The following is a 24,456-nucleotide window of genomic DNA, read 5'->3' on the forward strand; positions in this document are numbered from 1 at the left end:
AGGTGTCCTTCCGTAATCGATTCACTCTATTATACCATGAAAAGGGGGAGGGGACAGTATAAAGTAGAAAATATGCACTGATTATTGTATAATGAAGTGATATGCTTAGAAGGGAAAACAATAGGATTGAGAAATTCAGAATTACTGATCATTATTCCTGCTTATAATGAGAGTGGAAATATTGAAAAAACAATCAAGATGATTGAAGAACATACACCTGAATTTGATTATGTCATTATCAATGATTGTTCTACAGATCATACACTTGAAATTTGTCGCAATAACAACTTTAACGTTATCGATTTACCGATTAATTTAGGAATTGGTGGTGCTGTCCAGACTGGTTATCAATATGCAGTTAAAAATGGCTATCAATATGCTGTTCAAGTGGATGGAGATGGTCAGCATAATCCTGAATTTATCAGAAAGATGCTTCAAGTCCTTCAAGAGAAGAATGTGAATATGGTGATTGGCTCTCGTTTCATTGAAAATCAAGGTTTCCAATCCTCCTTCGCGCGACGGATTGGAATTTCATTTTTTGAAAAATTAATTAAGATTTTAACCGGTCAAAAGGTAACAGATCCAACCTCAGGATTGCGAGTGGCTGATCGAAAGGTGATTGAAGAATTTGCTAAACAATATCCAAGTGATTATCCAGAACCAGAGACGATTGTGTCCCTCTTAACCTCAGGCTATTCCGTTGCAGAAGTGCCTGTATTAATGAATGAACGAGAACACGGAGAATCGTCCATCACATTAAGCAAGTCTGTTTACTATATGATCAAAGTGACAATGGCAATGCTATTGGCTAGAATTGGTGGAGGATATAAGAAATAACATGTTAAATATTTGGTTAACCCTTATTGTAATTATTTTTATCGTTTATATTCTACGCCTAGTTGCAAAGAAAGTCGTTGAACTGAGAAATGTCATTTCTTGGCTCATTCTTTGTTTGCTATCGTTGCCAGTCATTTGGTTTCCTAATTTGATTGGAGCAATATCTTTATTTCTTGGTATTCAGACACTAAGTAACTTTATTTTTTTATTAAGTACATTTTTATTAATATTTTTAATTTTTTCATTAACTCGTACTGTATCAAAACAATCAGTACAGATTAAGAAATTGTCACAAACGATTGCTTTATTAAGAAGTGAGAATGAAAATGAACAATAAAGTAAATAGGAGTATTTATTTTTGGAATTTTGCAGGAAATATAGCAGCAGCTGCAGTCTCAATATTGTATTTGATTATTGTCTCTCGTTATACTTCCGCAAGTGATGCTGATAATTTTAGTTTGGCTTATGCAATTGGAAACCTATGGGTTGTAATTGGTATTTTTCAAGTTAGAAATTATCAGGCGACTGATTTGAAAGAAACGTACTCGTATTTGGAATATTGGCTAACTAGGGTTATTACAGTTTGTTTAATGTTAGTTTCACTATTTCCGTATTTATTTTTTAGTGGAAATAATGTTGGAAAAGGGGATTTATTTTTAATTATCATTCTAACAGTTATTTATCGTTCATGTGATGCTTTTTCTGATTTATTCCAAGGATTATTTCAACAACATGAACGTTTAGATATTGCAGGGAAATTAATGGTGCTTCGTTATAGTTTAAGCACAATCATTCTCCTAATTAGTTTGTTACTTTCAAATTCTTTAATTTTTTCTTTAATTTGTTTATGTTTTTTTAATGTTCTTTTTGTTTTTGGGGGTGATTACATCCAATCCAAACAAATAAGAACGATACCTTTTAATCAGATTTCATCTGCTACATTTAAGCAATCAATTAGCATCATGAAAACTTGCCTTCCATTGTTTGTCAACGGCTTTTTATTGGTATATGTATTGAATTATCCAAAACAAGTGATTGATAAATTGCTAGTAGAGGGCGTATTACGTGAAGGTGCTCAAAGGGATTTCAGTATTCTATTCATGCCTGTTTTCTTTATGAGTTTATTTGTATTAGCACTGAGACCGTTAATAACCGATTTGGCAAAACAATGGTCAGAAAAAAGATTTTATACATTTAATGCTATGATTCGTAAGATTTTATTATTACTTATGATTTTGGGACTGGTTGTATCAATACTAGCCTATTTGATAGGGGTTCCTATTTTAAATATTATAAGTGGTATTGATTTATCAAATTATAGTTTATTACTTACTATTTTAGTGCTTTCCGGCTTTTTATATTCTATAGCTTCTGTCATAGGTGATTTTTTAATTATATTGAGGAAACAAGTCTATCTACTCTATGTTTATGTCGCAATGGCGTTATTGACGAATATTCTTACGCCTATAGTGATGAGGGAGTTTGGCTTGTTTGGAGCAGGGCTTAGTTTTGTTATTGTTATGTTGTTTTACACCATTGCTAGTTGGATTGTCTTTGTAATTATGAGAAGGAAGGAGATTCAAAAATATGAATCAGTGGAATGATCATACATTTGTAATCTGTGCTTATGGGGATAGTCCTTTTTTAGAGGATTGTATAAACTCGTTATTAAGCCAAACCGTAAAAAGTAATATCATTTTGTATACTTCTACTCCAAGTGTATTTATCGAAAGTATTTGCCAAAAATATGCCATTCCGTTTAATACAACTGTAGGTGGCGGGATTGGAAAAGATTGGAATAATGCTTTATCTTTTGTTACTACCCAATATGCTACAATAGCCCATCAAGATGATTATTATGAGCCAACCTATTTAATGGAAATTCAAGAGAGGATAAAGAAGCATCAAGATGCTATCATTCTTTATTCTGATTATTTTGAAGAAAAAAACGGAGAGGTCATTAAACCGACTTCAAATCTAAAAATCAAATCATTAATGTTAAAAACAATCTCATTATTCCCTAAAACTAAGTGGTGGAGAAATCGGATTCTTGCTTTTGGAAATCCAATTTGTTGCCCTGCTGTAACTTATAATTTAGAATTGGTTAAGGGCTTTAGATTTGATGAGGAATGGAGAGTTAGTCTAGATTGGCTTGCCTGGTACCATTTGGCTAAATTTGATGGCAGATTTGTATATGTTCCAAAAAAATTAATGTGCCATCGTATTCATGAAGACTCTGAAACGAGTAATACCATTAGTGACAATACTCGAACAAAGGAAGATTACATGATGTTTAAACTCTTTTGGCCAAACGGATTAGCGAAATGTTTAAATCGTTTTTATAAAAAGAGTCAGGATACGAATGGTTAAAGTTTGCGTGCTCGAGGTTTGATAACAATATAAAAGTATGAATATCTTAATTATTTGAAAAACTATGGGTTCTATTAAAATATATAAAGGATAAGATTGTGAAAGAAGCGCCTAAGATTAGTGTCATTATTCCAGTATATAATGCAGAATTATATCTCAAAAGATGTATAGATTCCGTTTTGAATCAAAGTTTTAAATCATTTGAAATTATTGCAATTGATGATGGTTCAAAGGATAATTCGTTTAAAATATTGAATGAATACCAACAATTTTCTCCAAATATTAGAACTTTGAGTCGAGAAAATAAAGGTGCAGCCTATACTAGAAATGAAGGTATCAAGCTTGCAAAAGGTGAATTCATCATGTTTATCGATAGTGATGATTATATAAACCCAGATTACTTGCAGGTGTTTTATGATGAAATATCAAGTGGGATAGATGATGCAGTTATTGGTGGTCTTCAGAGAGTAAACCAAGATGGTAAACAACTATTTTCTATCCAATTGGGTAAAGATAAATGGTCGAAATATAGATCGATTTCACCATGTGCTCGCATCTATAGAAAAAAATTTTTAGTAGATCACGAACTTTCTTTTCCAGATATTCCGCTGGCTGAGGACTTGTTATTCAGCTTAACGGTATATACAAAATCTGAAAATATAAGAACTATCCCATATTGTGGATATAATTGGTTTTATAATGAGAATAGTGCCTCTAATACATTAAATAAAGGATTTAACCCAAATTTAGATATCAAGAATGTACTTGATAAAATTGCAGCGATTATCCCTAAAGATTTTTCTGAAACTAAATTAATTAAATTTTTTATAAAAAAATTTACTCTTTATTGGTTATTGGACGGTGGGAGACATTCTACAAGTGCAGAGTTTTTACGTCAATATAAAGAAATTAATGATTGGATCAGGATAAATGGAATGAAGTCCACTCTTTCTGTTTTTGATCGAGAAATTAGAGATGAGAGGTTTATGGTTAAACTAGCTATCTTTACAATGAACTTGATTGAAAAGCTCGGTTTATTAAAACTGTTTGCAAAACTGTATTGTAAAGGGTAGTTAGAAGATATACAGTTTACTGATAAGTTAGTAGCAGATGTTAATAGGAGCAATGAATGGTTATATCAGTTGTAGTCCCATGTTTTAACGAAGAAGAATCGATTCCATTGTTTTATCGAGAAATGGAACGTGTTCGGATGAAGATGGGAGAAAAGTTTGAATATATTTTTATAAATGATGGCTCTTCAGATGGTACGCTATCTGTTCTTCAAAAGCTACATGTTACAGATTCAAATGTGCACTACCTTTCTTTTTCTCGAAATTTCGGGAAAGAGGCGGCGCTGTACGCTGGACTTGAGCGTGCTAGTGGTGAATACGTGACCGTCATGGATGTAGATCTGCAGGACCCTCCTGAGTTATTGATCGAAATGAAGCAGAAGTTGGAGGAACAGCCGAATTTAGACTGTGTCGGAACGAGACGCGTAACCCGTGATGGGGAACCACCGATCCGCTCTTTCTTTGCGCGAATGTTTTATAAATTGATCAATCATATTAGCCAAGTGGAAATGGTTGACGGGGCGCGTGATTTCCGTTTGATGCGCCGTCCCATGGTCGATGCCATTATGGAGTTATCGGAGTACAATCGTTTCTCAAAAGGAATTTTTGCTTGGGTAGGATTTGAGACAGAATACCTCGAATATAAAAATGTAGAGCGCGTAGCAGGAGAGACGTCTTGGAATTTTTGGTCCCTCTTTAAGTATTCGATTGAAGGGATTGTCAATTTTTCGGATGCCCCATTAAACATTGCCTTTATTGGTGGACTTTTATCTTGGATCTTGGCCTTTATCATGGTGATTCTGATTGTGATCCGTACCTTAGTCTTTGGGGATCCTACTTCAGGTTGGCCATCCCTTATGACAGTGATTCTTTTCCTAGGAGGGTTCCAATTACTAACCATTGGGATTTTAGGGAAATATATCGGTAAGATATTCATGGAAACCAAGAAACGTCCAATCTATGTCATCAAAGAGAAAAGTAAGTAAAAAGCAGAAAACTTCTGCTTTTTTTGCTATAATGATAAGGAAAAAGCATTCGAAAGGAACGTAACATGATTTTAATTACAGGTGCAAATGGTCAACTTGGAACGGAGCTTCGCCATTTGTTAGATGAACGAAATGAAGAATATGTAGCTGTTGATGTAGCTGAAATGGACATCACAAATGCAGAGAAAGTAGACGAGGTATTTGAGGAAGTAAAACCAACCTTGGTATATCACTGTGCTGCCTATACAGCTGTTGATGCGGCAGAAGAAGAAGGAAAAGAGTTGGACTATGCCATCAATGTGACTGGTACGGAAAATGTAGCAAAGGCATCTGAAAAGCATGGTGCAACCTTGGTCTATATCTCAACCGACTACGTTTTTGACGGTAAAAAACCAGTTGGACAAGAATGGGAAGTAGACGATCAACCAGATCCTCAAACTGAGTACGGTCGTACCAAACGTATGGGAGAAGAATTGGTTGAGAAACATGTTTCCAATTTCTATATCATCCGTACAGCTTGGGTCTTCGGGAACTACGGTAAGAACTTTGTCTTCACCATGCAAAACCTTGCCAAGACTCACAAAACACTTACGGTCGTTAATGATCAACATGGTCGTCCAACCTGGACACGTACTCTTGCAGAGTTTATGACTTATTTGGCTGAAAACCGTAAGGAATATGGTTATTACCACTTGTCAAATGATGCGAAAGAAGATACAACTTGGTATGACTTTGCAGTTGAAATCCTCAAAGATACGGATGTAGAAGTGAAACCAGTGGATTCTAGCCAATTCCCAGCTAAAGCGAAACGTCCACTGAACTCAACAATGAGTTTGGCAAAAGCGAAAGCTACAGGATTCGTTATTCCAACTTGGCAAGATGCCTTGAAAGAATTTTATAAACAAGAAGTGAAATAAGAGAAATTTGAAGCGGCCCTTGAGGGTCGCTTTTCTGTTTGGATTAGGCAAAAAGCCTAGAAAATGGTATAATTGAATAGACTGTAAATGATTTGAAAGGGAACTCTATGCAACATGTTTTTATTATCGGAAGTCGTGGGCTTCCGGCTCAATATGGCGGTTTTGAGACTTTTGTGGACCAATTGGTTTCGTATCAAGTGTCTCCAGATATCCAGTACCATGTTGCCTGCCTTTCTAATGATCAAGCTTTTCAACATTTTGACTACAAGGGTGTCGATTGTTTTACCATTAAAGCCCCTAAGCTTGGGCCTGCGCGTGTCATCGCCTATGATATGATGGCCATCAACTATGCCTTGAAGCTTATTAAGAAACAAGGAATTGAACAGCCGATTTTTTACGTCTTGGGCAATACAATCGGAGCCTTTGTGGCGCCTTTTGCGCGCAAGATCCATAAGATAGGCGGACGATTTTATATCAATCCAGATGGACTGGAGTGGAAGCGGGCCAAGTGGGCCAAGCCGATCCAAGCCTATCTCAAGTATTCTGAAAAGATCATGACGCGCCATGCTGACTTGGTGATTTCTGACAACCCGGGTATTGAGTCTTATATCAAGGAAGCCTATCCTTGGTCCAAGACGACCTATATTGCCTATGGGACGGACTTGTCTCCAACCAGCCTAAGTAGTCAGGATAATAAGGTCCGAGAATTCTATCACAAGTGGCAGACTCAGGAGAAAAACTATTACCTAATTTTGGGCCGTTTTGTCCCAGAAAATAATTACGAGACCGCCATTCGTGAATTTATGGCCTCTTCCACCAAAAGGGATTTGGTGATCATTTGTAACCAGGAAGGCAATCCTTATTTTGAGGAGCTCCGAGATTGTACTGGATTTGATCAGGATCCACGCGTCAAGTTTGTAGGAACGGTCTATGACCAAGACCTGTTGAAGTATATCCGTAAAGAAGCCTTTGCCTATATCCATGGTCATGAAGTGGGCGGAACCAATCCGGGTCTCTTAGAGGCTCTTGCTCACACGGATCTGAATTTAGTTTTAGGAGTCTCCTTTAACCAAACGGTTGCAAAGGACACAGCTCACTATTGGACTAAAGAAACTGGAAATTTGGCGCATTTGATTGATCAGGTCGATCCTTTAGAAGATGTATCTGAATGGGGTCAACGTGCCAAGGCCAATATGAAGCAAAACTTTACCTGGGAAAAAATTGTAGGTGAGTACGAGGAATTATTCTTATCATGAAAGTAAATATCTTGTTGTCCACCTATAATGGTGAACAGTATCTAAAAGAGCAGGTCAAAAGTATCCAAGACCAGACTTATCAAGACTGGCAACTCTTGATCCGAGATGATGGGTCGACAGATGGTACGGTGAAGATTATTCAAGAGTTGGTGGCCCAGGATGAGCGCATTCGTTTTATCAATCAAGGAGCTATCGAAAATCTCGGTGTTATCAGGAGCTTCCATGCGCTTCTGAAATACGAGAAAGCAGATCTTTATTGCTTCAGTGACCAAGATGATGTCTGGCTTCCTGAAAAAATTGCTCTTCAAGTAGCAGAAGCCGAGAAGCATCCTCAAGAAATGCCTTTGCTGGTCTACACCGATTTAAAAGTAGTCGATGAAAACTTGAATGTTCAGCATGAGAGTATGATTCGCACCCAGTCTGATCATGCCAATACAGAATTGATTCAAGAGTTGACGGAAAATACGGTAACTGGCGGTGTAGCCATGATTAACCACGCGCTGGCTGACTTATGGACGGGTCAAGAAAAACATGCACTTCTTATGCATGATTGGTATTTGGCCTTGTTGGCAACTGCATTTGGGAAGCTCATCTATATCGATCGGCCAACAGAATTGTACCGTCAGCACAGTAGCAATGTTCTGGGGGCTCGTACCCTTAGAAAACGGGTTAAAAATTGGGTTCGCCCTCATATTCTTTTTGCTAAATATTGGAATCTCATTGAGTCCAGTCAAGAACAAGCAAAAAATCTATTGGATCTGCCTGTCAGTTCCCAAACTAAAGAAATCATTGAAAACTTTGTCACCATTATGGATGTTTCACTAAAAGAACGTTTGAGACGGATTCGTCAGTACGGTTACCGGAAGAACCGGGCTTTTCATACGGTTGTGTTTACCAGCTTGATTCTGACAAAGTTTGCATATCGAGGTAAAAAATAATGTTTGACGTTTTTAGTCAGAAAAATCGAATTTTATTAAGAGAATTAATCAAAACAGACTTTAAATTACGTTACCAAGGATCAGCAATCGGTTATCTTTGGTCGATTTTAAAGCCCCTGATGACCTTTACGATCATGTATATTGTCTTCATCCGATTCTTACGCTTGGGTGGAGATGTGCCCCATTTCCCAGTTGCCCTCTTGTTGGCCAATGTAATCTGGGGCTTCTTCTCAGAAGCCACATCTATGGGGATGGTGTCGATCGTTAGTCGAGGCGACCTATTGCGGAAGTTGAATTTCTCCAAACATATCATCGTCTTGTCTGCGATTTCAGGAGCAGCCATCAACTTTGTCATTAACCTGGTTGTTGTCTTAATTTTTTCATTCTTTAATGGGGTGACATTCTCTTGGACAGCTTTGATGGTGATTCCGCTATTCTTTGAGTTGTTCTTGATGGCGACAGGATGTGCATTGATCTTAGCGACATTTTTTGTTCGTTTCCGTGACCTAGGTCAAGTCTGGGAAGTACTCCTGCAAGCCGGCCTGTATGCGACGCCAATTATCTATCCGATTACCTTTATTGCAGACCGCAATCCATGGGCTGCTAAGTTGGTCATGATGAATCCTTTGGCTCAAATTATTCAAGATATGCGTTATTTCTTGATTGATAAGGCCAATACCCCTGTCTGGCTTTTGGTGGAAAATAAGTTCTTGGTTTTGATTCCTTATGTTTTACCAATTCTTATTTTTGTTGCTGGCTTTGCTTACTTTAACAAACATGCTAAGAAATTTGCGGAGATTCTCTAATGACAGATAAACAAATTGTAGTAAAAGTAGACCATGTCAGCAAGTACTTTAAGTTGCCAACAGAGGCAACCAATAGTCTTCGAACTGCCCTGGTCAATCGCTTCAAAGGAATCAAAGGATACAAAGAACAACATGTGCTTAAGGATATTTCTTTTGAAGTAGAAAAAGGAGACTTTTTCGGGATCCTCGGAAGAAATGGTTCTGGAAAATCGACTCTCTTGAAAATTATTTCTGAAATCTATGTGCCAGAAAAAGGTACCGTCACTATTGATGGGAAACTGGTGTCTTTTATCGAGCTTGGAGTGGGCTTTAACCCAGAACTGACAGGTCGAGAAAATGTCTATATGAACGGGGCTATGCTAGGCTTCTCAACAGCTGAAATTGATGCCATGTATGATGATATCGTAGACTTTGCCGAGTTGCATGAATTCATGAACCAAAAGCTTAAGAACTACTCATCAGGCATGCAGGTTCGTCTGGCCTTTTCGGTTGCCATTAAGGCCCAAGGGGATATCTTGATTTTGGACGAGGTCCTCGCAGTAGGAGATGAAGCCTTCCAGCGCAAGTGTAACGATTACTTCCAAGAACGCAAGAAATCAGGGAAAACCACGATCCTCGTTACCCATGATATGGGAGCCGTCAAGAAATATTGTAACAAGGCTGTTTTGATTGAAAATGGATTGGTGAAGGCTTTAGGGAGTCCAGAAAATGTTGCCAATCAGTACAGTTTTGATAATACAGCTCCTTTGCAACAGGGAGGAGAAGCTAATGGAGCAGGCAATTCCAACCAGGAAGAAAAAGTCTTGGTAGAAAATTTTCAGCTTCAGTTGTTAAGCTCAAACAAATTACGTCCTCAAGATCCTATTCAGTTCCAGATTGATTTTGATGTTCGTGAAGATATCAGGACCTATATCGCTCTGTCTTTAACGGATATTGATCGGAACATTTGGATCTACAATGATAATTCTATGAATCAACTGATGAGTGGAGCTGGACATAAAACAGTTCATTATACTTGTTCACTGCCAACTGTAAATGACTTAAAAATGAAATTGGAAGTGACAGTAAGGGATGAGGAAGGGCAGATGTTGGCCTTTTCAGATGCCACCCAGACTCCACTGATCTTTATCAATCGAGATGATATTGCTTTGGATGATAAATCAGCAATGGATTCGGCAAGTGGCTTAATCCAACGCAATGGAACATGGTCAATGACTGACTAGACTGAGGGAAATATGGAAACGACGCCTTTTGTTTCGATTATTTGTACGGTTTTTAATAAAGACCCCTGGCTAAAGAAGACGATTGATAGCTTCTTAGCCCAACAAACAGAGTTTGATTATGAGATTATCTTAGTGGATGATGCTTCAAGCGATGGATCTCGTTCTATCATTCATGATTATCAAGCCAACTACCCTGATCTGATTCGTGCCTTTTATCAGGATGAGAATCAGGGAATTTCTAAAACCTGGGTCTCTATCTGTAAAGAAGCACGTGGAAAGTATATTGCCCGCTGTGATGGAGATGATTTTTGGTTAGACCCTTTAAAACTTCAGAAACAGGTTGATTTATTAGAAAGTGAACCTGATTGCAAATGGTCCAATACAGATTTTGATATTTATGATGAACAAGGAACCCTCGTTTCTAAGGCCGGCTTTGCCAAACATACGATTCCATTAGCAGATACCTATGAAAAGATGCTTGCAACAAGAGGGTTTACCATGGCCTCTACATGGCTAGTTGATAGAGATCTGATGTTAGAAGTCAATCAAGAGTTAGACTTAACAACATCAGATGATACTTTCAACCTTCAATTGGAACTCTTTCAACGGACTTCTTTAGCCTATCTGGATGAAGCGACAGTTGCTTATACCATTAATCAAGGATCGGATTCTCGTCCAACTGATTTCAGAAAACTAGAACGCCGATTTCATAAGTTGTTGAAAACACAACTTGAGTATCTTGATAAATATCCAAATGCCGATTATAAAGAGATGACGAAGATCCTTTTAGATCGTAATAATACTTATGAGATTCGTCTTTCCAAACCAATGGATTCTCTTTCACACATCGGAATGGAGTCTGTTACAATTTATTTTGGTGACGAAGAAAATACTTATTCGGAAGATCGTACCATGACCAAACTTCTTCAAAAAGAAGATAGTCTGGCAATCGAAATTCCGAAGGGAACTTCTGTTATCCGAGTTGATCTGTCTGAAAGTCCAAGTTATTACTCTGATGTTGAATTGAGAGATTCTAACGGAAAGGTTTGCTCGCCAGTTTATAGTAATGGTATCGTTACAGATAATTTGTTTCTTTTTAGTGAACCAGATCCTCAATTGATTTATGAAGTTGAAGAAGAAGGTGTGTATCAACTGAGCTATAAAATGATTTCTATAGATAATCCCTCTGCACCGGATTATATTGGAAAAGTTTTTGCTGCCGAAATGTTAGATTGTCAAAATAGTTTGAAAAATCTTGAGGCAGAGTTACAAGCTACGAAAGAAGCATATAATACAGTCATCCATTCTCGCCGTTGGACCATTCCAACAAAGATCTTGAAATTCTTTAGAATAAGGAAATAATATGCAACGTTTACTTTTATATGTTCACTATAATAAGTTTAATTTTATTAGTGGACATGTACTTTACCAATTAGAAAACATTCGTCCCTTGTATTCACGGGTGGTCTTTATCTCCAATAGTCAACTACCAGAAGATGTGAAGTCTAATTTAGTAGCACAGCATCTGGTAGACGATATTCTAGAGCGCCAAAATAGTGGCTTTGACTTTGCGGCTTGGCGGGATGGAATGAAGACAGTTGGCTTTGACCAACTGGCTCATTTTGATTCGGTTACCCTCATGAATGATACCTGCTTTGGACCTCTTTGGGATCTAGAACCAATCTACCAAAAATTTGAGAATGATGATGAGGTTGATTTCTGGGGAATGACCAATTACCGGAAAGACAAGGATTTTAACGAGCATATTCAGAGTTATTATCTCAGCTTTAAAAAACAGGTTATTGAATCAAGTACTTTCCATGAATTTTGGCAGGGAGTTCAAGACTTTACCAATGTTCAGGATGTGATCGATAACTACGAGACCAAGGTCACAACGAACTTCTTGGATGATGGTTTTCACTATAAGACGGTCTTTGATACCATTCATGAAGACACCATAGGAATGCTCTATCCAGACTTTTCTTACTATAATCCTACAGCGATTCTCAATCATAAGGTTCCTTTCATCAAAGTCAAAACCATTGCAAATAATGAAGGAATTATGCCTTATATTTTTGACGAGTTGGAGCGTGTATCGAACTATCCATTAGACTTGATCCTCAACCACATGTCTATGATTGATCGTCCGGACTATCCTTATCTCTTGTCTCGTAAGTACTTGAAAAACCAGGAATTAGCTGGAGAGTTCGGTAAAAAAGTTGCGGTTCATCTTCATGTCTTTTATGTGGACCTCTTGGAAGAATTTCTAGATGCTTTCCAAGCTTTTCATTTCGCTTATGACTTATGGATTACGACAGATGTAGAAGAGAAGAAGCAGGCTATTGAACAAATCCTTTCTAATCGAGCACAAGATGCGACGGTTGTGGTGACTGGAAATATTGGACGAGATGTGTTGCCAATGTTGCTCTTAAAAGAGCAACTCTCTCGTTATGACTATGTAGGCCATTTCCATACCAAGAAATCCAAAGAAGCAGATTTCTGGGCAGGTGAATCTTGGCGCAAAGAATTGATCGAGATGCTGGTCAAACCGGCTGATCAAATCCTAGCCAATATGGAAGCCAATCCAAAAGTCGGAATCACTATCGCAGATATTCCAACTTTCTTCCGTTACAATCGAATAGTGGTTGCTTGGAATGAGGCTCTTATTTCACCAGAGATGAATAAGCTCTGGGAACGGATGGGAGCTACCAAGACAATTGATTTCAAAAATCTCAATACTTTTGTTATGAGTTATGGGACCTTTGTTTGGTTTAAATATGATGCTTTGAAACCACTCTTTGATTTGAATTTGACAGCAGCAGATGTTCCAGCAGAACCTCTTCCTCAAAATTCGATATTGCATGCGATCGAACGTTTGTTGATCTACATTGCTTGGGATCAAAAGTATGACTTTAGGATCTCTCAAAACCCACATGTTCTGACACCATTTATTGATAATAAGCAATTGAACAATCGTGAAGATCTTCAACCCCATACCTTTGTGGACTTTAATCAAATTGGGGGGATAAAAGGAGCCTTGAAGTATATCGTAATTGGTCCTGCAAGAGCTGTGAAATATATACTAAAAAGAATGATAAAAAGAAAGTAGAGTAAATTATATGGGAGTTATTGATAAGACTAAAATTAGAAATATTTTAATCGCTATATTTTTAGTATTATTTTCAAGAGTGTTTTTGGCCAGTTTATTTCAGTTTACTATCAATCTCAAAATTATACTATTAATTATTAGTATTGTAATTTATTTTATTCTTTTTGATCCAAAAGATAAAAAGAAATTGCCAATTAATGCTTTTTTTCTGATAATTATTTTCGGTAGTGTAATTTCAGTAGTGAAACCAGTCCAATATGGATTAGATGAAGAGTCTCATTTACCAAACGTAATCAGTATTTCGGATAGTCCTATTTTTAAATATTCTAATGAGAAATTGGAAGATTATAATTCAGTTTTTAAATATGATGCACTAAGAAATCCTAGTAAAAAAGATAAAAATTATTGGTTCAATGTTGAGCATAAGGAAAGTAAAATTAAAGGAGTAAGAGTTGGATTTGATAATCCAGCCTTTATTCCTAGTGCAATTGGATGGAATATAGGTAGATTAATCTCTAAAAAAGTGTTTGTTTCCTATTATTTGGGAAGAATCTTCGAAGTCATAGCATATGCCATTCTAGTATTTATTGCATTAAAAATCAGCAAAGTTTATAGAGAAGCGATATATTTATTTTCTACATTCCCTGCAGTATTGTACATTATAGCAGGTTATCATTATGATTATTTATATTTTGGAGCAACTTTAATTAGTCTTGCTATATTGACAAATATTCTATCAGGTGAACGTAAAATTGATAGAAAATATGCTTTTGTATTTCAATGCTCTACATTACTATTTTCATTTGCAAAATTTCCGTTTGTATTAATTGGAAGTCTATTTTCAATATTGCCAAATAAGTATTATCAGGATAAATCAGTAAGAAAATTCAGTTCAATCCTGTTTGGTTTAAATTTATTCATTTCCTTTACATACGTTGGAATCATTAAATTGTTTGCTTCAGACAATGCTTTGTCAGGCAAAGGACCAGGACTATTATATTTTGTAACACATCCATTACCATTAATTAGAACTTTACTTTTAGCGCCATACGGTATTATTCATGATTTTGTTTCTGAACCATTGAAATATGTTTCAGAATCGTCTCCGTTTTTAATTGCAATTTCGATAGTTACTTTCTTTTTTGCTATGTTTGTCATTGCATTAAAAAATAAAATTGAAATGCCAACATTTTTTAAATATTACTGTCTTCTTTTACTTGCAGGTATTGCCTCATTAATAGTAATTGCTATTTCAGGAGATCCTAGGGTATACCACAAAGGTGATATTACTGTAGGTGGTGTACAAGGTCGTTATTATTATTTTATTCTGATGTTTTTGCCACTTTTTTGTGGATCATGGTTTAGAAAATTATTTGGTTTTTTAGATATGACCATTCAAAATGAAGATTCGAATTTTGAATGTAGTTTGCAATATATGTTAGTGTATTTAAATATTTTAACAATTAGTATCGGAATATACACTCAATTGCAGGGATAAAAAATTTATAGGAAGGATAAAAAATGAAGAGAAAGAGGAAATTAGATTTAAGAGATTTTCTTTTTAAAATTTATAATAAAATAACAAGAACACAAAAGTACTGTATAGCTCTCTTTCTTTTATTTTTTATAAGCAATACTTTCTTAACACAAAATTTGATTTCTAAAGAGATCAAATCAACAGGATCTGTATTATTCTTAGTTAATCAGTTTGGAATTTGGTTTGGAATTGCCTTCTTAATTCTAGTTTTACTAATTTCACAATACGCTTTAAAATGGATTTTTTTCCTTAAAATTTTAGTTTCATACGTAATCTATTTAATACTATCATACTCGATTGATGTTTCGCTTAATATTAATAATCCTAGTTATAAGATTGATCATTTTGAAAAAAACAATTTTTGGCAATTTAATTCTCTAGTATTTATTTTGTCATTGTTAGTGATTTCTTATGTTTTGGGTCAGATCAAAAAATCATATGATAATAAAGCGAATAGAAAAAAATTAGAACCTATTGGGAAAATGTTCGAATATGTCTTGCATTCTAGCGTAGTTTGTTCGTTCATTTTTACTGATTCTAAAATTCTTTCTTTTTTGTATCGTACATCATGGTATGTATCTGGAAATTTTGAGAAATTAGGAGCAGGAAAGTACTCCTTGAGCCAATTTTGGATTTTAGAATTTCATTTGCTACTCTTAAGTTTTTTCCTGACTTTAGTTGGCTTGCTTTTTGTAAAAGGACAAGTTGATGTAGTAAAAAATAGGTCTAGTTTTTCGCTAGCTGCATTTACAAGTATTAGTCTTGCAATATTATTTAATACAGGAATTCAATTGGGTCTAGGCCATGGGGAACCTTTGGTTGGATACTCAATATTTCCTGGAGGTGTAATATTTCAGATATTGTGTTTATCTTATCTGTTTATTTTTCTATATATTATCTTTAATAGATATTTATTTACGACAATATTGATTTTATTTGGTGGGGTTCTGTTTATTGTTGCTAATGCTATAAAATTTAGTATGCGTGCGGAACCAATTTTGCCAAGTGATTTGGTCTGGGTATTTCAACCTTCTGTTTTATTTAGTTTTGTAGATGCTTCGGTTTTAATGACTGTGAGTATTTCCTTAGTCATTTTTACGTTTATCTATATAATAGGACGGAGATATATTTATCCAGGTAGAATTATTCGTGCAACGATCTTAAGATTTGTTTTATTAGGACTTATGATCTTATTGTCCATTAATGTTTATTCTATTTTCAAAAGAAAAGATAATGGTAAAATTATTGATGACGTTCCGATTATTACTTTGTTAAATAATTTCCAAGATACAAAATGGTTAGGAAATTCCATAAATGCTAGATATCGATCGTTGTCCTATGTTTGGTTAAATCAAATCACAACAGATCCAATTATAGAACCGAAGGGATATAGTAAAGAAAAAATCAAAGAAATTGAGAAGAAATATGATCAAGTAGCTTTCGAAATCAATAAAAATAGAAATGAGTTAATTGATAATCAAACAATTGTTTATGTTTTAAGTGAGAGTTTTGCTGACCCATCAAGAATTGAAGGGGTAAATTTATCTAGAAATCCTATACCAAAAATTCAAGAAATTAAGACAAAAGTTACAAGTGGATTAATGCAATCAGATGGTTATGGTGGTGGAACCGCAAATATGGAGTTTCAAACATTGACAGGGTTACCTTTTTATAATATTAATCCGACAGTTTCTGTATTATACTCAGAGGTTGCTCCTAAAATGAGAAGACTAATTTCAGTTAGTGATTCATTTAATAATAAAGAAGTTATTCATTTCGAATCTCCAATTAATTATTCTAGAAATGTGATTTACAATAGATTGAAATTCAATAAATTTATAAGCATTGATGATAAAAAGAATTATGATTTAGGTTATCAAGAAGTACATATAAGCGATGAATCTACGTATAAGGCAGTATTAAAAGAGATGGATGCTAAAAAGAATCAATTCTTTTCTGTCATTACGATTCAAAATCACTCCCCATTTATAGCAGGAGAACCTTCAGACTTAACAGCAACAGGCAACGGTTTTTCAGATGATGAAAATACCAAGTTAACGAATTATTCACGTCTTTTAACCTTTACCGACACCGCCACCCAATCCTTCCTGGAAAGTCTTTCTAAAATAGATAAGAAGATTACAGTGGTATTTTATGGGGATCACTTACCAGGTCTCTATCCTGAGTCGGCCTTTAAGAATAATCCGGAGAGTCAGTATCAGACAGATTACTTCATTTGGAGTAATTTTGATGCACCGAAATTGAACTATCCTTTGGTCAATTCAAGTGATTTCTCTGCTATGGTCTTTGAACAGACCAATTCAAAAGTTTCGCCTTACTATGCTTTGTTGACAGAAGTATTGAAAAAAGCAAGTGTCGATAAAAAGGCCTTAGAAGGAGAAGCACAAGAAATTGCAGAGGATTTGAAAATGGTTGAATACGACTTGATTAGTGGGAAAGGTTACCTTTCTAAAGACTTCTTTAAAGTTCCAACTGATAAATCCAATTAAAAGGAGAGCAAGCAGGTAAAAATCTTTGTGATTTTGGCTGTCTGGCTCCCTTTTTTTTGTTTTTTATGCTAAACTATTAGATGGGGGTACGCTCATGATTAAGATATTTGGAAAGGTCCATTATCATTGGCAACCGGACTTATCTATTCTTGTGACTTATTGGTCCATTGCAGTGATTCCGGTCTTTATTGGATTGGCCTTGATGTATGAGAGCTCTAGTGTGCCAACGCTAGTTTTGTTTTCGTTCTTTTTATTTATGGTCTTGCTCGCGATTGGGGTCCATCGTTACTTCACGATCTATGAGGATGGGATCTTGCGGATTATTACAGCTAATCCTTTTACTCCAATCAAGGTAAAGATTGATTCGATCGACAAGGTCGAAGTAAATAAGAAATCGATCAAGCTCATTTTTAATGATGGTTCGCGCAGTCGGACATTCTGTATGCGTAAATGGCCGAAAAAATACTTTATCAATGCGCTTGCCTTAAATCCTTATTTTAAGGGAGAAGTAATCCTGACGGACAATTTCATCCATGTGGATTACTACGAGATGTATTATGCAGACAAATAAAAAGCCCTCTTAATCTTTTAAGAGAGCATGAGTGGGGCATTCTTTAATAGCCTCGAGAACATCGTTTGTGACAGGAACTTCCTTTTCAAGGAGGTCGTCCTCTTCAGCAGCAAATTTAACGATGCCATTGTCATGGTAATCAAATAATTCAGAATAGGTCTGACAGAGACCGCAAGCGATGCAACGATCTGGAATTAACGTAACTTTCATACTTCTATTGTAATGATTTTTACGAGAAAAAACAAGGAGGAAGTCATGGCAAAAGAACCATGGGAAGAAGATATTTACGATGATGGAGAAGAAACATTGAAAAGAACGAGTAAGTTAAACGGAATCAAGGCAGATCGTCTATTGACGATTTTAGCCATTATTTTCTTTGTAGTAGTAGTGGCGATGGTCTGCTTGTTGATTTTCCTTTCAACAGGTGGCAGCAATAAATCAAAACAAATGTCTGGTTTCTACAATGGAGAGACTAAGGTTGAACAGAAATCATCAGCCCCTGCAGCACAAACTGACCAAGCGGCTAAAGACGATAGTTCAAAAGATGAGAACTCTGAAGAAGGTACGATCACTGTTCAAGCAGGTGAAGGGGAAGCAGCAATTGCTGCGCGTGCTGGTATTTCCATTGCCCAATTGGAACAGTTAAATCCATCTCACATGTCTACAGGATCATGGTATGCGAATCCTGGTGATGTCGTTAAGATTCAGTAGGAGTTGAGGACAGCATGAAACAAATTCAAATTGCCATTGATGGACCGGCTTCTAGTGGAAAATCTACAGTTGCAAAGATCATTGCCAAGGATCTAGGCTATACGTATCTAGACACAGGAGCTATGTACCGTGCAGCGACTTACCTAGCTTTGCAAAATAATCTGACAGCTGAGCAGGTTGATGACCTCTTAGCCCTTTTAGATCAGTATCCAATTAGTTTCGGTCGTTCGGAAGAAGGAGAGCAGCTTGTCTTTGTAGCGGACGTGGATATTACTCACCCGATTCGCGATAACCAAGTGACCAACAATGTTTCATGGGTTGCAGCGCTTGCGCCGATCCGTGAAAAACTTGTCACTCTACAGCAAGAAATTGCAGCAGAGGGGGGCATCGTTATGGATGGACGCGATATTGGGACAGTCGTCCTTCCACATGCAGAGTTGAAGATCTTTTTGGTCGCTTCTGTTGAGGAGCGGGCAGAACGTCGTTATAAGGAAAATGTTGAAAAGGGCATCACAGCGGATCTTGAATTGTTGAAAAAAGAAATCGCTGAGCGGGACTATAAGGACAGCCACCGTGCCGTTTCTCCTTTGAAACCTGCAGCTGATGCCATTCATTTTGACACAACGGGTGTTGGAATTGCAGACGTTGTTGCATTTATTGAAGAAAAAGCAAAAAAACTTCTTGACAAAGAATAAAAAACTTGATATCATATAAAAGTTGAGAAAAGCAGAAGTGAGAACTTCTCGCCTTGTGACGCAAGTTGCCTGGCCCCTACGGATCAAGTTTCAGTAATGAAATACATCATGTAGTTCGGGCCTGTTTTGCAGGTCCGTTCTTTGTTTTTCTCGAATAATAAAAAAGAGGTGAAAACCATAGCAAAGCAAGACTTATTCATCAATGATGAAATTCGTGTACGTGAAGTTCGCTTAATCGGTCTTGAAGGTGAGCAATTGGGTATCAAACCACTTAGCGAAGCGCAAGCACTTGCGGACGATGCTAATGTTGACTTGGTTCTCATTCAACCTCAAGCTAAACCTCCTGTTGCGAAAATTATGGACTACGGTAAGTTCAAATTTGAGTACCAGAAGAAGCAAAAAGAACAACGCAAAAAACAAAGCGTTGTGACCGTGAAAGAAGTTCGTTTGAGCCCAGTGATTGACAAGGGTGATTTCGATACAAAACTTCGCAATGCTCGCAAATTCCTTGAAAAAGGAAATAAAGTGAAGGTATCCATTCGCTTTAAGGGTCGTATGATTACCCACAAAGAGATTGGTGCTAAAGTTTTAGCCGACTTCGCTGAAGCGACACAAGATGTGGCGATCATCGAACAACGAGCTAAGATGGATGGACGTCAAATGTTCATGCAATTGGCGCCAGCAACTGACAAGAAATAATCTGTCAGAAAGTTAAAAAAAGGAGAAAATATCATGCCAAAACAAAAAACACACCGCGCATCAGCTAAACGTTTCAAACGTACAGGTTCTGGTGGACTTAAACGTTTCCGTGCTTACACTTCTCACCGTTTCCACGGAAAAACTAAGAAACAACGTCGTCATCTTCGTAAAGCATCTATGGTGCATGCAGGAGATTTCAAACGTATCAAAGCAATGCTTACTCGCTTGAAATAATTGCGTATTCGTAAGTAAAGAATTCTAGGAAATATTGGAGGAAATATAAATGGCACGTGTTAAAGGTGGCGTTGTATCACGCAAACGTCGTAAACGTATTCTTAAATTAGCTAAAGGTTACTATGGAGCTAAACATATCTTGTTCCGTACTGCAAAAGAACAAGTAATGAACTCTTACTACTATGCATACCGTGACCGTCGTCAAAAGAAACGTGACTTCCGTAAATTGTGGATCACACGTATCAATGCGGCAGCTCGTTTGAACGGACTTTCATACTCACAATTGATGCATGGTTTGAAATTGGCTGAGATCGAAGTTAACCGTAAAATGCTTGCTGACTTGGCTGTTAACGATGCAGCGGCTTTCACAGCTCTTGCAGATGCAGCTAAAGCAAAACTTGGTAAATAATATTTACAATAGGCTGGGCAAAAGTTGTCCAGCCTTTGATGTATGATAGAAATAACTGTATGACGCAGTGGTTGATTGGCTTCTTTGTTCGCCTTATAAGCTCCAAAGATAGCCTAATCAACTGTGCGGGGGTTGGAAAACGAACTCTTTTTTACTAGTCAGAGTTCTTTCCCACTCCCTTTTTTTCTTGTTGATTTCATGCTATAATGAAAACAATCGTAACCGATATGAGGAGAGATGGAGGATATAAAGGTGACACACAATCGACTAGCATGGGATGAATATTTTGCAGCACAGGCCTTACTGATTTCGAATCGTGCGACATGTAATCGAGCTAAGGTTGGGGCTGTACTGGTAAAGGATAATAAGGTCATTGCAACCGGGTATAATGGATCCGTTTCTGGGACAGATCATTGTCTAGAGGATGGCTGCCTCATGGTCGAGGGACATTGTGTCCGGACGATTCATGCGGAAGTCAATGCTATTTTGCAAGGAGCTGAACGTGGAATTCCCAAAGGATTTACAGCTTATGTGACGCATTTTCCTTGCCTCAATTGCACCAAGCAGTTGCTTCAAGTCGGTTGCAAGCGGGTCGTTTATATCCATCAATACCGCATCGATGAATATGCCGAGTATCTTTACCGTGAAAAAGAAGTAGAACTGGTCAATTTACCAATTGAAGAAGTGAAAAGAGCTATTGCAGAGGCTGATTTTATTTAGGGAAGACTTTTAGTCCATTTCATGATATGTTAGCAATCTAATTGGAAACCTGTCCAAATTAATGTTTAAGAGATAGCATTGAATAGATGGCTATCATGAAAAGAATAATGGAATCAAGTATAATGGTGTTAAAGGAAAAACATAAAAATATAAGAAAGGTAGGAGAAAATGATGACAAACCAAGAGAAACATCTTGAGGAAAATAAAGAACATAGTAAGATCAGTGAAGATTATCCCAATTCTGTATCTGTTCAGAATCCTCCAAAAGAAAATAGCTTACATTCTATTCTTCTTTCAGTAACCTTTTACCTATCCATTATCTATCTTGTATTGTTTGTCTTTTTCTTTGCACCTTGGGGTGATGGTTGGGGATTTGTCGTTTTGATTTTCCTTGGTCCAAACTTATTAAGTCTTGCGATTGGAGCCTTTCTAATTCGACTAGGGATGAAGAAGGGGAATAAAAGCCTTCTCTATGCGAGTATTGGACTCTATCTGCTGTCTATCATCTTGGCTTTTGATCCGGACTGGGAAATATTTCGAATTGCTCCCTTATGTTTAGGTATTTTGGATTTAATCGGAACACTCCTGGTTAAAGAAGTGAAAAGCTCTTAATTAAAAAATGGATATGGTCAACTCTACTCAATAAAAAGTATTCGGGTCGATCAAAGAGATAGTTAAATCAGTTCTTCCTCTCTATTTTTAAGCGCTATTATTTGAAAGAATAACTAAAAATGTTAGGAGAAAGTTATGACTGATCAACAGAAAAATCTTGAAGTAGATAAAGAAAAAGAGGCATATGCTTCAGATGAAAGTCTTTTTCCGAACAATGAAATGAAGCCAGAGAAGAGAATTGGAAATTCTGTAATCCTTTCTATTGCTTTGTTCTTGGCCATTGTTTATATAGTTTTACTTTTATTAGGTCTCTTTTCAATGGGAGCGTGGGCTGGTGGCTTTTTGTACTTTTTGGGAATCCATATGATTAGCTTTGTGATTGCAACCATCCTGCTTTGGAATGGAATAGTGAATGCCAATAAAGCAACTTTTTATATAGCAGCAGCTATTTATGTTTTTTCATTTATTGCTGCGGGTGATCCGGATTGGCTGATTAATCATATACCACCGCTTGTGGTAGGAGTGCTGGTATTGATTGGAACTGTATTGTTAAAAAATGAAGACTGATGATAGCAGGTAGGATGTTCAATCCTATCTTTTTTATTTATTTAGTACTGATAACGCACTAAGAAAACGGTTACAAATTGTGTTATAATTTAAATAAATGAATCGTTAAATACTTTTCTTAGAAAGTGGAGGAGAATCTATGTCTAGAAAAAAATGGTATTGTATACTGCTAATTCTTGAAGCAATTCTTTATCTTGTTTCTTATGGTAGTAGTATAGTGGTGAACTATAGTTCCCAAAATTTAAATGGAAATACACCACTGTTCACTGTCTCTAGTATTTTTTCTATATGGAATGGAATGATTATTTGCTGGGTAATTTGGAGAATCATGAAGCAGCGTTTAAATGTTGAAGGATTGATAGCTGCTCTTCTCCTCTCAATTACCCAACTACTGATGTTTTTTTTACCACCTTTCTCCCCAACAAATCTGATGAACATTTCCTTTGTGCTAAATATCATTTGTTTAATATGGATTTGCTTGCTTATAAAGAATGTAGAAATGAGGGAGCTTTTAAACAATTGGAAAAGTAAAGATGGTTGGAAATCATCGATAGCTTATTTAGTACTATTTGTTGCCTCTACAAATATTTCTCCACTATTTATATTGATTGGTATGGATAGAACGAGTGATATTTACGCTTTTACACTTCGATACAGTGTAATGGAGTTAATGTTTTTACTTCTGATTAATGTTATGATCACAAGTACAAGTGATAAACTTCAGAAAGTCTTTTCTCTTTTGCTCATTTTATCTTCCCTTGTTGAGATAGGTATAGTATACTCTTTCATCTCTCGTATAAGCTTTTACGGTCTCTTTTATCTTCTCTTATCGATTTATATTGCTTGTCGTGTTTTTAGTTTACTTGAGAAAGTTGCAGCTAGCTGGGAGTCTAAGGTGAAAGTACAAGATCTATCATCTATTGACACTAAACCAGAGATGGCGGACTCTCAAGTAGAAGGAGACATAGATGTAAACGATCAGTTGAATGCTGATATACGATCAAACAATGATGAAGAAAATTCGCCAAAAAGAATTATTCTTCAGTCGCCTTGGTTATGGAGCGCACTTATAATAGCAGTCTGTCACCTTGGTATTATGATTTTTCCTTTATTTTTAGGAAACCCCATGTATCTACTGATCTTATATATTGGTGCCATCCATTATATTTGTTTTATGATTGCGACTATATTACTTTTCATAGGTATGAGAAAAGGAAGTAAAGGACTCCTAAATGCGGCAGCTATCTCATTTGTTATTTCCATTATAGGTACGCCAGATCCTTATTGGATAGGTCCTAATATTTTATCCTTTATTCTGGGAGTTTTAGTATTTATTGGAACTATATTATTTAAAAATGGAGACTGAGTAAAGTAGATAGGGTTGAAAATTTTTAAAGAACTGTTATCATTTAAGTAGATGGTAGGTTTTTGAGTACCCATTGGTACGCGGACGCCTACCATTTTTGAAGATAAAAAAAGCACCGTGTGAGGGTACTAGATCTTGCCTGCTGAACTCGTCAATTGATAGATACCCTAGTGGGTATTTTTTGTGAACTTTTTAGGAACTTTGAGGACTGTTTAAGTCAGTTTAACTGGGTAGTGCATAGACCGAAAAAGCTGATTTAATGGGCTTTTTGAAAAATCATTTTCCATATCATATGTAATGTGTTATAATGAAG

General features: G+C 36.4%; 26 protein-coding genes and 1 other annotated feature. Of the genes, 25 read left to right on the forward strand and 1 reads right to left on the reverse strand.

Going from position 1 to position 24,456, the window contains the following annotated elements; genetic code table 11:
- Window positions 1-126 precede the first annotated feature (126 nt).
- The 16 genes from HMPREF2704_RS01405 to HMPREF2704_RS01480 all read left to right on the forward strand — a co-directional run bounded on the left by HMPREF2704_RS01405 (window position 127) and on the right by HMPREF2704_RS01480 (window position 18,130).
- A complete protein-coding gene (locus tag HMPREF2704_RS01405; RefSeq protein WP_049490916.1) occupies window positions 127-837 on the forward strand; it encodes a glycosyltransferase family 2 protein in 711 nt (236 codons plus the stop codon).
- A 1-nt stretch (window position 838) separates the two neighbouring features.
- Window positions 839-1,174 (forward strand): DUF2304 domain-containing protein, encoded by a 336-nt coding sequence (locus HMPREF2704_RS01410; RefSeq protein ID WP_049472006.1) that lies wholly within the window; start codon window positions 839-841, stop codon window positions 1,172-1,174.
- On the forward strand, window positions 1,164-2,441 hold the full coding sequence (locus tag HMPREF2704_RS01415) for a lipopolysaccharide biosynthesis protein (protein WP_070845479.1): 1,278 nt from the start codon (window positions 1,164-1,166) through the stop codon (window positions 2,439-2,441). Before HMPREF2704_RS01410 ends, HMPREF2704_RS01415 begins: the two co-directional genes overlap by 11 nt.
- A complete protein-coding gene (locus tag HMPREF2704_RS01420; protein WP_049472004.1) occupies window positions 2,425-3,207 on the forward strand; it encodes a glycosyltransferase family 2 protein in 783 nt (260 codons plus the stop codon). Before HMPREF2704_RS01415 ends, HMPREF2704_RS01420 begins: the two co-directional genes overlap by 17 nt.
- Before the next feature lie 98 nt (window positions 3,208-3,305).
- A complete protein-coding gene (locus HMPREF2704_RS01425) occupies window positions 3,306-4,280 on the forward strand; it encodes a glycosyltransferase family 2 protein (protein WP_231065236.1) in 975 nt (324 codons plus the stop codon).
- Between the two features lie 56 nt (window positions 4,281-4,336).
- Complete coding sequence (locus HMPREF2704_RS01430) at window positions 4,337-5,263, forward strand: glycosyltransferase family 2 protein (RefSeq protein ID WP_061590793.1); 927 nt, start codon at window positions 4,337-4,339, stop codon at window positions 5,261-5,263.
- A gap of 65 nt (window positions 5,264-5,328) precedes the next feature.
- Complete coding sequence (gene rfbD, locus HMPREF2704_RS01435) at window positions 5,329-6,180, forward strand: dTDP-4-dehydrorhamnose reductase (protein WP_061590794.1); 852 nt, start codon at window positions 5,329-5,331, stop codon at window positions 6,178-6,180.
- 107 nt (window positions 6,181-6,287) lie between these two features.
- Window positions 6,288-7,436: a beta 1-4 rhamnosyltransferase Cps2T gene (cps2T, locus tag HMPREF2704_RS01440; RefSeq protein WP_061590795.1), complete on the forward strand. Its 1,149-nt coding sequence runs from the start codon at window positions 6,288-6,290 to the stop codon at window positions 7,434-7,436.
- Complete coding sequence (locus HMPREF2704_RS01445) at window positions 7,433-8,374, forward strand: glycosyltransferase family 2 protein (protein ID WP_070845455.1); 942 nt, start codon at window positions 7,433-7,435, stop codon at window positions 8,372-8,374. The genes cps2T and HMPREF2704_RS01445 overlap by 4 nt, the downstream gene beginning before the upstream one ends.
- On the forward strand, window positions 8,374-9,180 hold the full coding sequence (locus HMPREF2704_RS01450) for an ABC transporter permease (protein WP_003003247.1): 807 nt from the start codon (window positions 8,374-8,376) through the stop codon (window positions 9,178-9,180). Before HMPREF2704_RS01445 ends, HMPREF2704_RS01450 begins: the two co-directional genes overlap by 1 nt.
- Window positions 9,180-10,403, forward strand: coding sequence for an ABC transporter ATP-binding protein (locus HMPREF2704_RS01455; RefSeq protein ID WP_070845456.1), 1,224 nt, complete (start codon window positions 9,180-9,182; stop codon window positions 10,401-10,403). Before HMPREF2704_RS01450 ends, HMPREF2704_RS01455 begins: the two co-directional genes overlap by 1 nt.
- Before the next feature lie 12 nt (window positions 10,404-10,415).
- A complete protein-coding gene (locus HMPREF2704_RS01460) occupies window positions 10,416-11,765 on the forward strand; it encodes a glycosyltransferase (RefSeq protein ID WP_070845457.1) in 1,350 nt (449 codons plus the stop codon).
- A gap of 1 nt (window position 11,766) precedes the next feature.
- Entirely contained in the window at window positions 11,767-13,512 is a 1,746-nt protein-coding gene (locus tag HMPREF2704_RS01465) for a rhamnan synthesis F family protein (RefSeq protein ID WP_070845458.1), read from the forward strand.
- Between the two features lie 10 nt (window positions 13,513-13,522).
- Window positions 13,523-15,010 carry a DUF2142 domain-containing protein gene (locus HMPREF2704_RS01470; protein WP_049471995.1) on the forward strand — a complete coding sequence of 496 codons (1,488 nt, stop codon included), beginning with the start codon at window positions 13,523-13,525 and terminating at the stop codon, window positions 15,008-15,010.
- Between the two features lie 23 nt (window positions 15,011-15,033).
- The gene (locus HMPREF2704_RS01475) at window positions 15,034-17,559 is read left to right on the forward strand and encodes an LTA synthase family protein (RefSeq protein WP_070845459.1); all 2,526 of its coding nucleotides are present in this window, start codon (window positions 15,034-15,036) and stop codon (window positions 17,557-17,559) included.
- Between the two features lie 94 nt (window positions 17,560-17,653).
- The gene (locus HMPREF2704_RS01480; RefSeq protein ID WP_070845460.1) at window positions 17,654-18,130 is read left to right on the forward strand and encodes an EbsA family protein; all 477 of its coding nucleotides are present in this window, start codon (window positions 17,654-17,656) and stop codon (window positions 18,128-18,130) included.
- A 9-nt stretch (window positions 18,131-18,139) separates the two neighbouring features.
- Here the strand turns inward: HMPREF2704_RS01480 and HMPREF2704_RS01485 are convergent, their stop codons facing one another.
- Window positions 18,140-18,340, reverse strand: a complete 201-nt coding sequence (locus tag HMPREF2704_RS01485; RefSeq protein ID WP_003006690.1) for a ferredoxin — start codon at window positions 18,338-18,340, stop codon at window positions 18,140-18,142.
- 45 nt (window positions 18,341-18,385) lie between these two features.
- On the opposite strand from HMPREF2704_RS01485, the gene HMPREF2704_RS01490 reads away from it, so the two are divergent.
- The 9 genes from HMPREF2704_RS01490 to HMPREF2704_RS01530 all read left to right on the forward strand — a co-directional run bounded on the left by HMPREF2704_RS01490 (window position 18,386) and on the right by HMPREF2704_RS01530 (window position 24,143).
- The gene (locus tag HMPREF2704_RS01490; RefSeq protein WP_003006692.1) at window positions 18,386-18,841 is read left to right on the forward strand and encodes an SAG1386/EF1546 family surface-associated protein; all 456 of its coding nucleotides are present in this window, start codon (window positions 18,386-18,388) and stop codon (window positions 18,839-18,841) included.
- Window positions 18,842-18,855: 14 nt separating this feature from the next.
- A complete protein-coding gene (gene cmk / locus HMPREF2704_RS01495) occupies window positions 18,856-19,536 on the forward strand; it encodes a (d)CMP kinase (RefSeq protein WP_070586083.1) in 681 nt (226 codons plus the stop codon).
- Between the two features lie 23 nt (window positions 19,537-19,559).
- Window positions 19,560-19,688 (forward strand) — a sequence feature (ribosomal protein L20 leader region).
- Between the two features lie 16 nt (window positions 19,689-19,704).
- Window positions 19,705-20,235 (forward strand): translation initiation factor IF-3, encoded by a 531-nt coding sequence (infC, locus tag HMPREF2704_RS01500; RefSeq protein WP_003003721.1) that lies wholly within the window; start codon window positions 19,705-19,707, stop codon window positions 20,233-20,235.
- Window positions 20,236-20,268: 33 nt separating this feature from the next.
- Complete coding sequence (gene rpmI, locus HMPREF2704_RS01505) at window positions 20,269-20,469, forward strand: 50S ribosomal protein L35 (protein ID WP_003003453.1); 201 nt, start codon at window positions 20,269-20,271, stop codon at window positions 20,467-20,469.
- 49 nt (window positions 20,470-20,518) lie between these two features.
- Window positions 20,519-20,878, forward strand: a complete 360-nt coding sequence (gene rplT, locus HMPREF2704_RS01510; RefSeq protein ID WP_000124830.1) for a 50S ribosomal protein L20 — start codon at window positions 20,519-20,521, stop codon at window positions 20,876-20,878.
- Between the two features lie 252 nt (window positions 20,879-21,130).
- Complete coding sequence (locus HMPREF2704_RS01515) at window positions 21,131-21,598, forward strand: deoxycytidylate deaminase (protein ID WP_049490930.1); 468 nt, start codon at window positions 21,131-21,133, stop codon at window positions 21,596-21,598.
- A gap of 168 nt (window positions 21,599-21,766) precedes the next feature.
- Window positions 21,767-22,210, forward strand: a complete 444-nt coding sequence (locus HMPREF2704_RS01520) for a hypothetical protein (RefSeq protein ID WP_256318004.1) — start codon at window positions 21,767-21,769, stop codon at window positions 22,208-22,210.
- 135 nt (window positions 22,211-22,345) lie between these two features.
- Entirely contained in the window at window positions 22,346-22,777 is a 432-nt protein-coding gene (locus HMPREF2704_RS01525; RefSeq protein ID WP_070845461.1) for a hypothetical protein, read from the forward strand.
- A gap of 139 nt (window positions 22,778-22,916) precedes the next feature.
- Window positions 22,917-24,143, forward strand: coding sequence for an ABC transporter permease (locus HMPREF2704_RS01530; protein ID WP_070845462.1), 1,227 nt, complete (start codon window positions 22,917-22,919; stop codon window positions 24,141-24,143).
- Window positions 24,144-24,456: the final 313 nt, after the last annotated feature.

Origin of the sequence: Streptococcus sp. HMSC076C09 (assembly GCF_001837905.1) — a bacterium.
GTDB classification, from domain to species: domain Bacteria; phylum Bacillota; class Bacilli; order Lactobacillales; family Streptococcaceae; genus Streptococcus; species Streptococcus parasanguinis_I.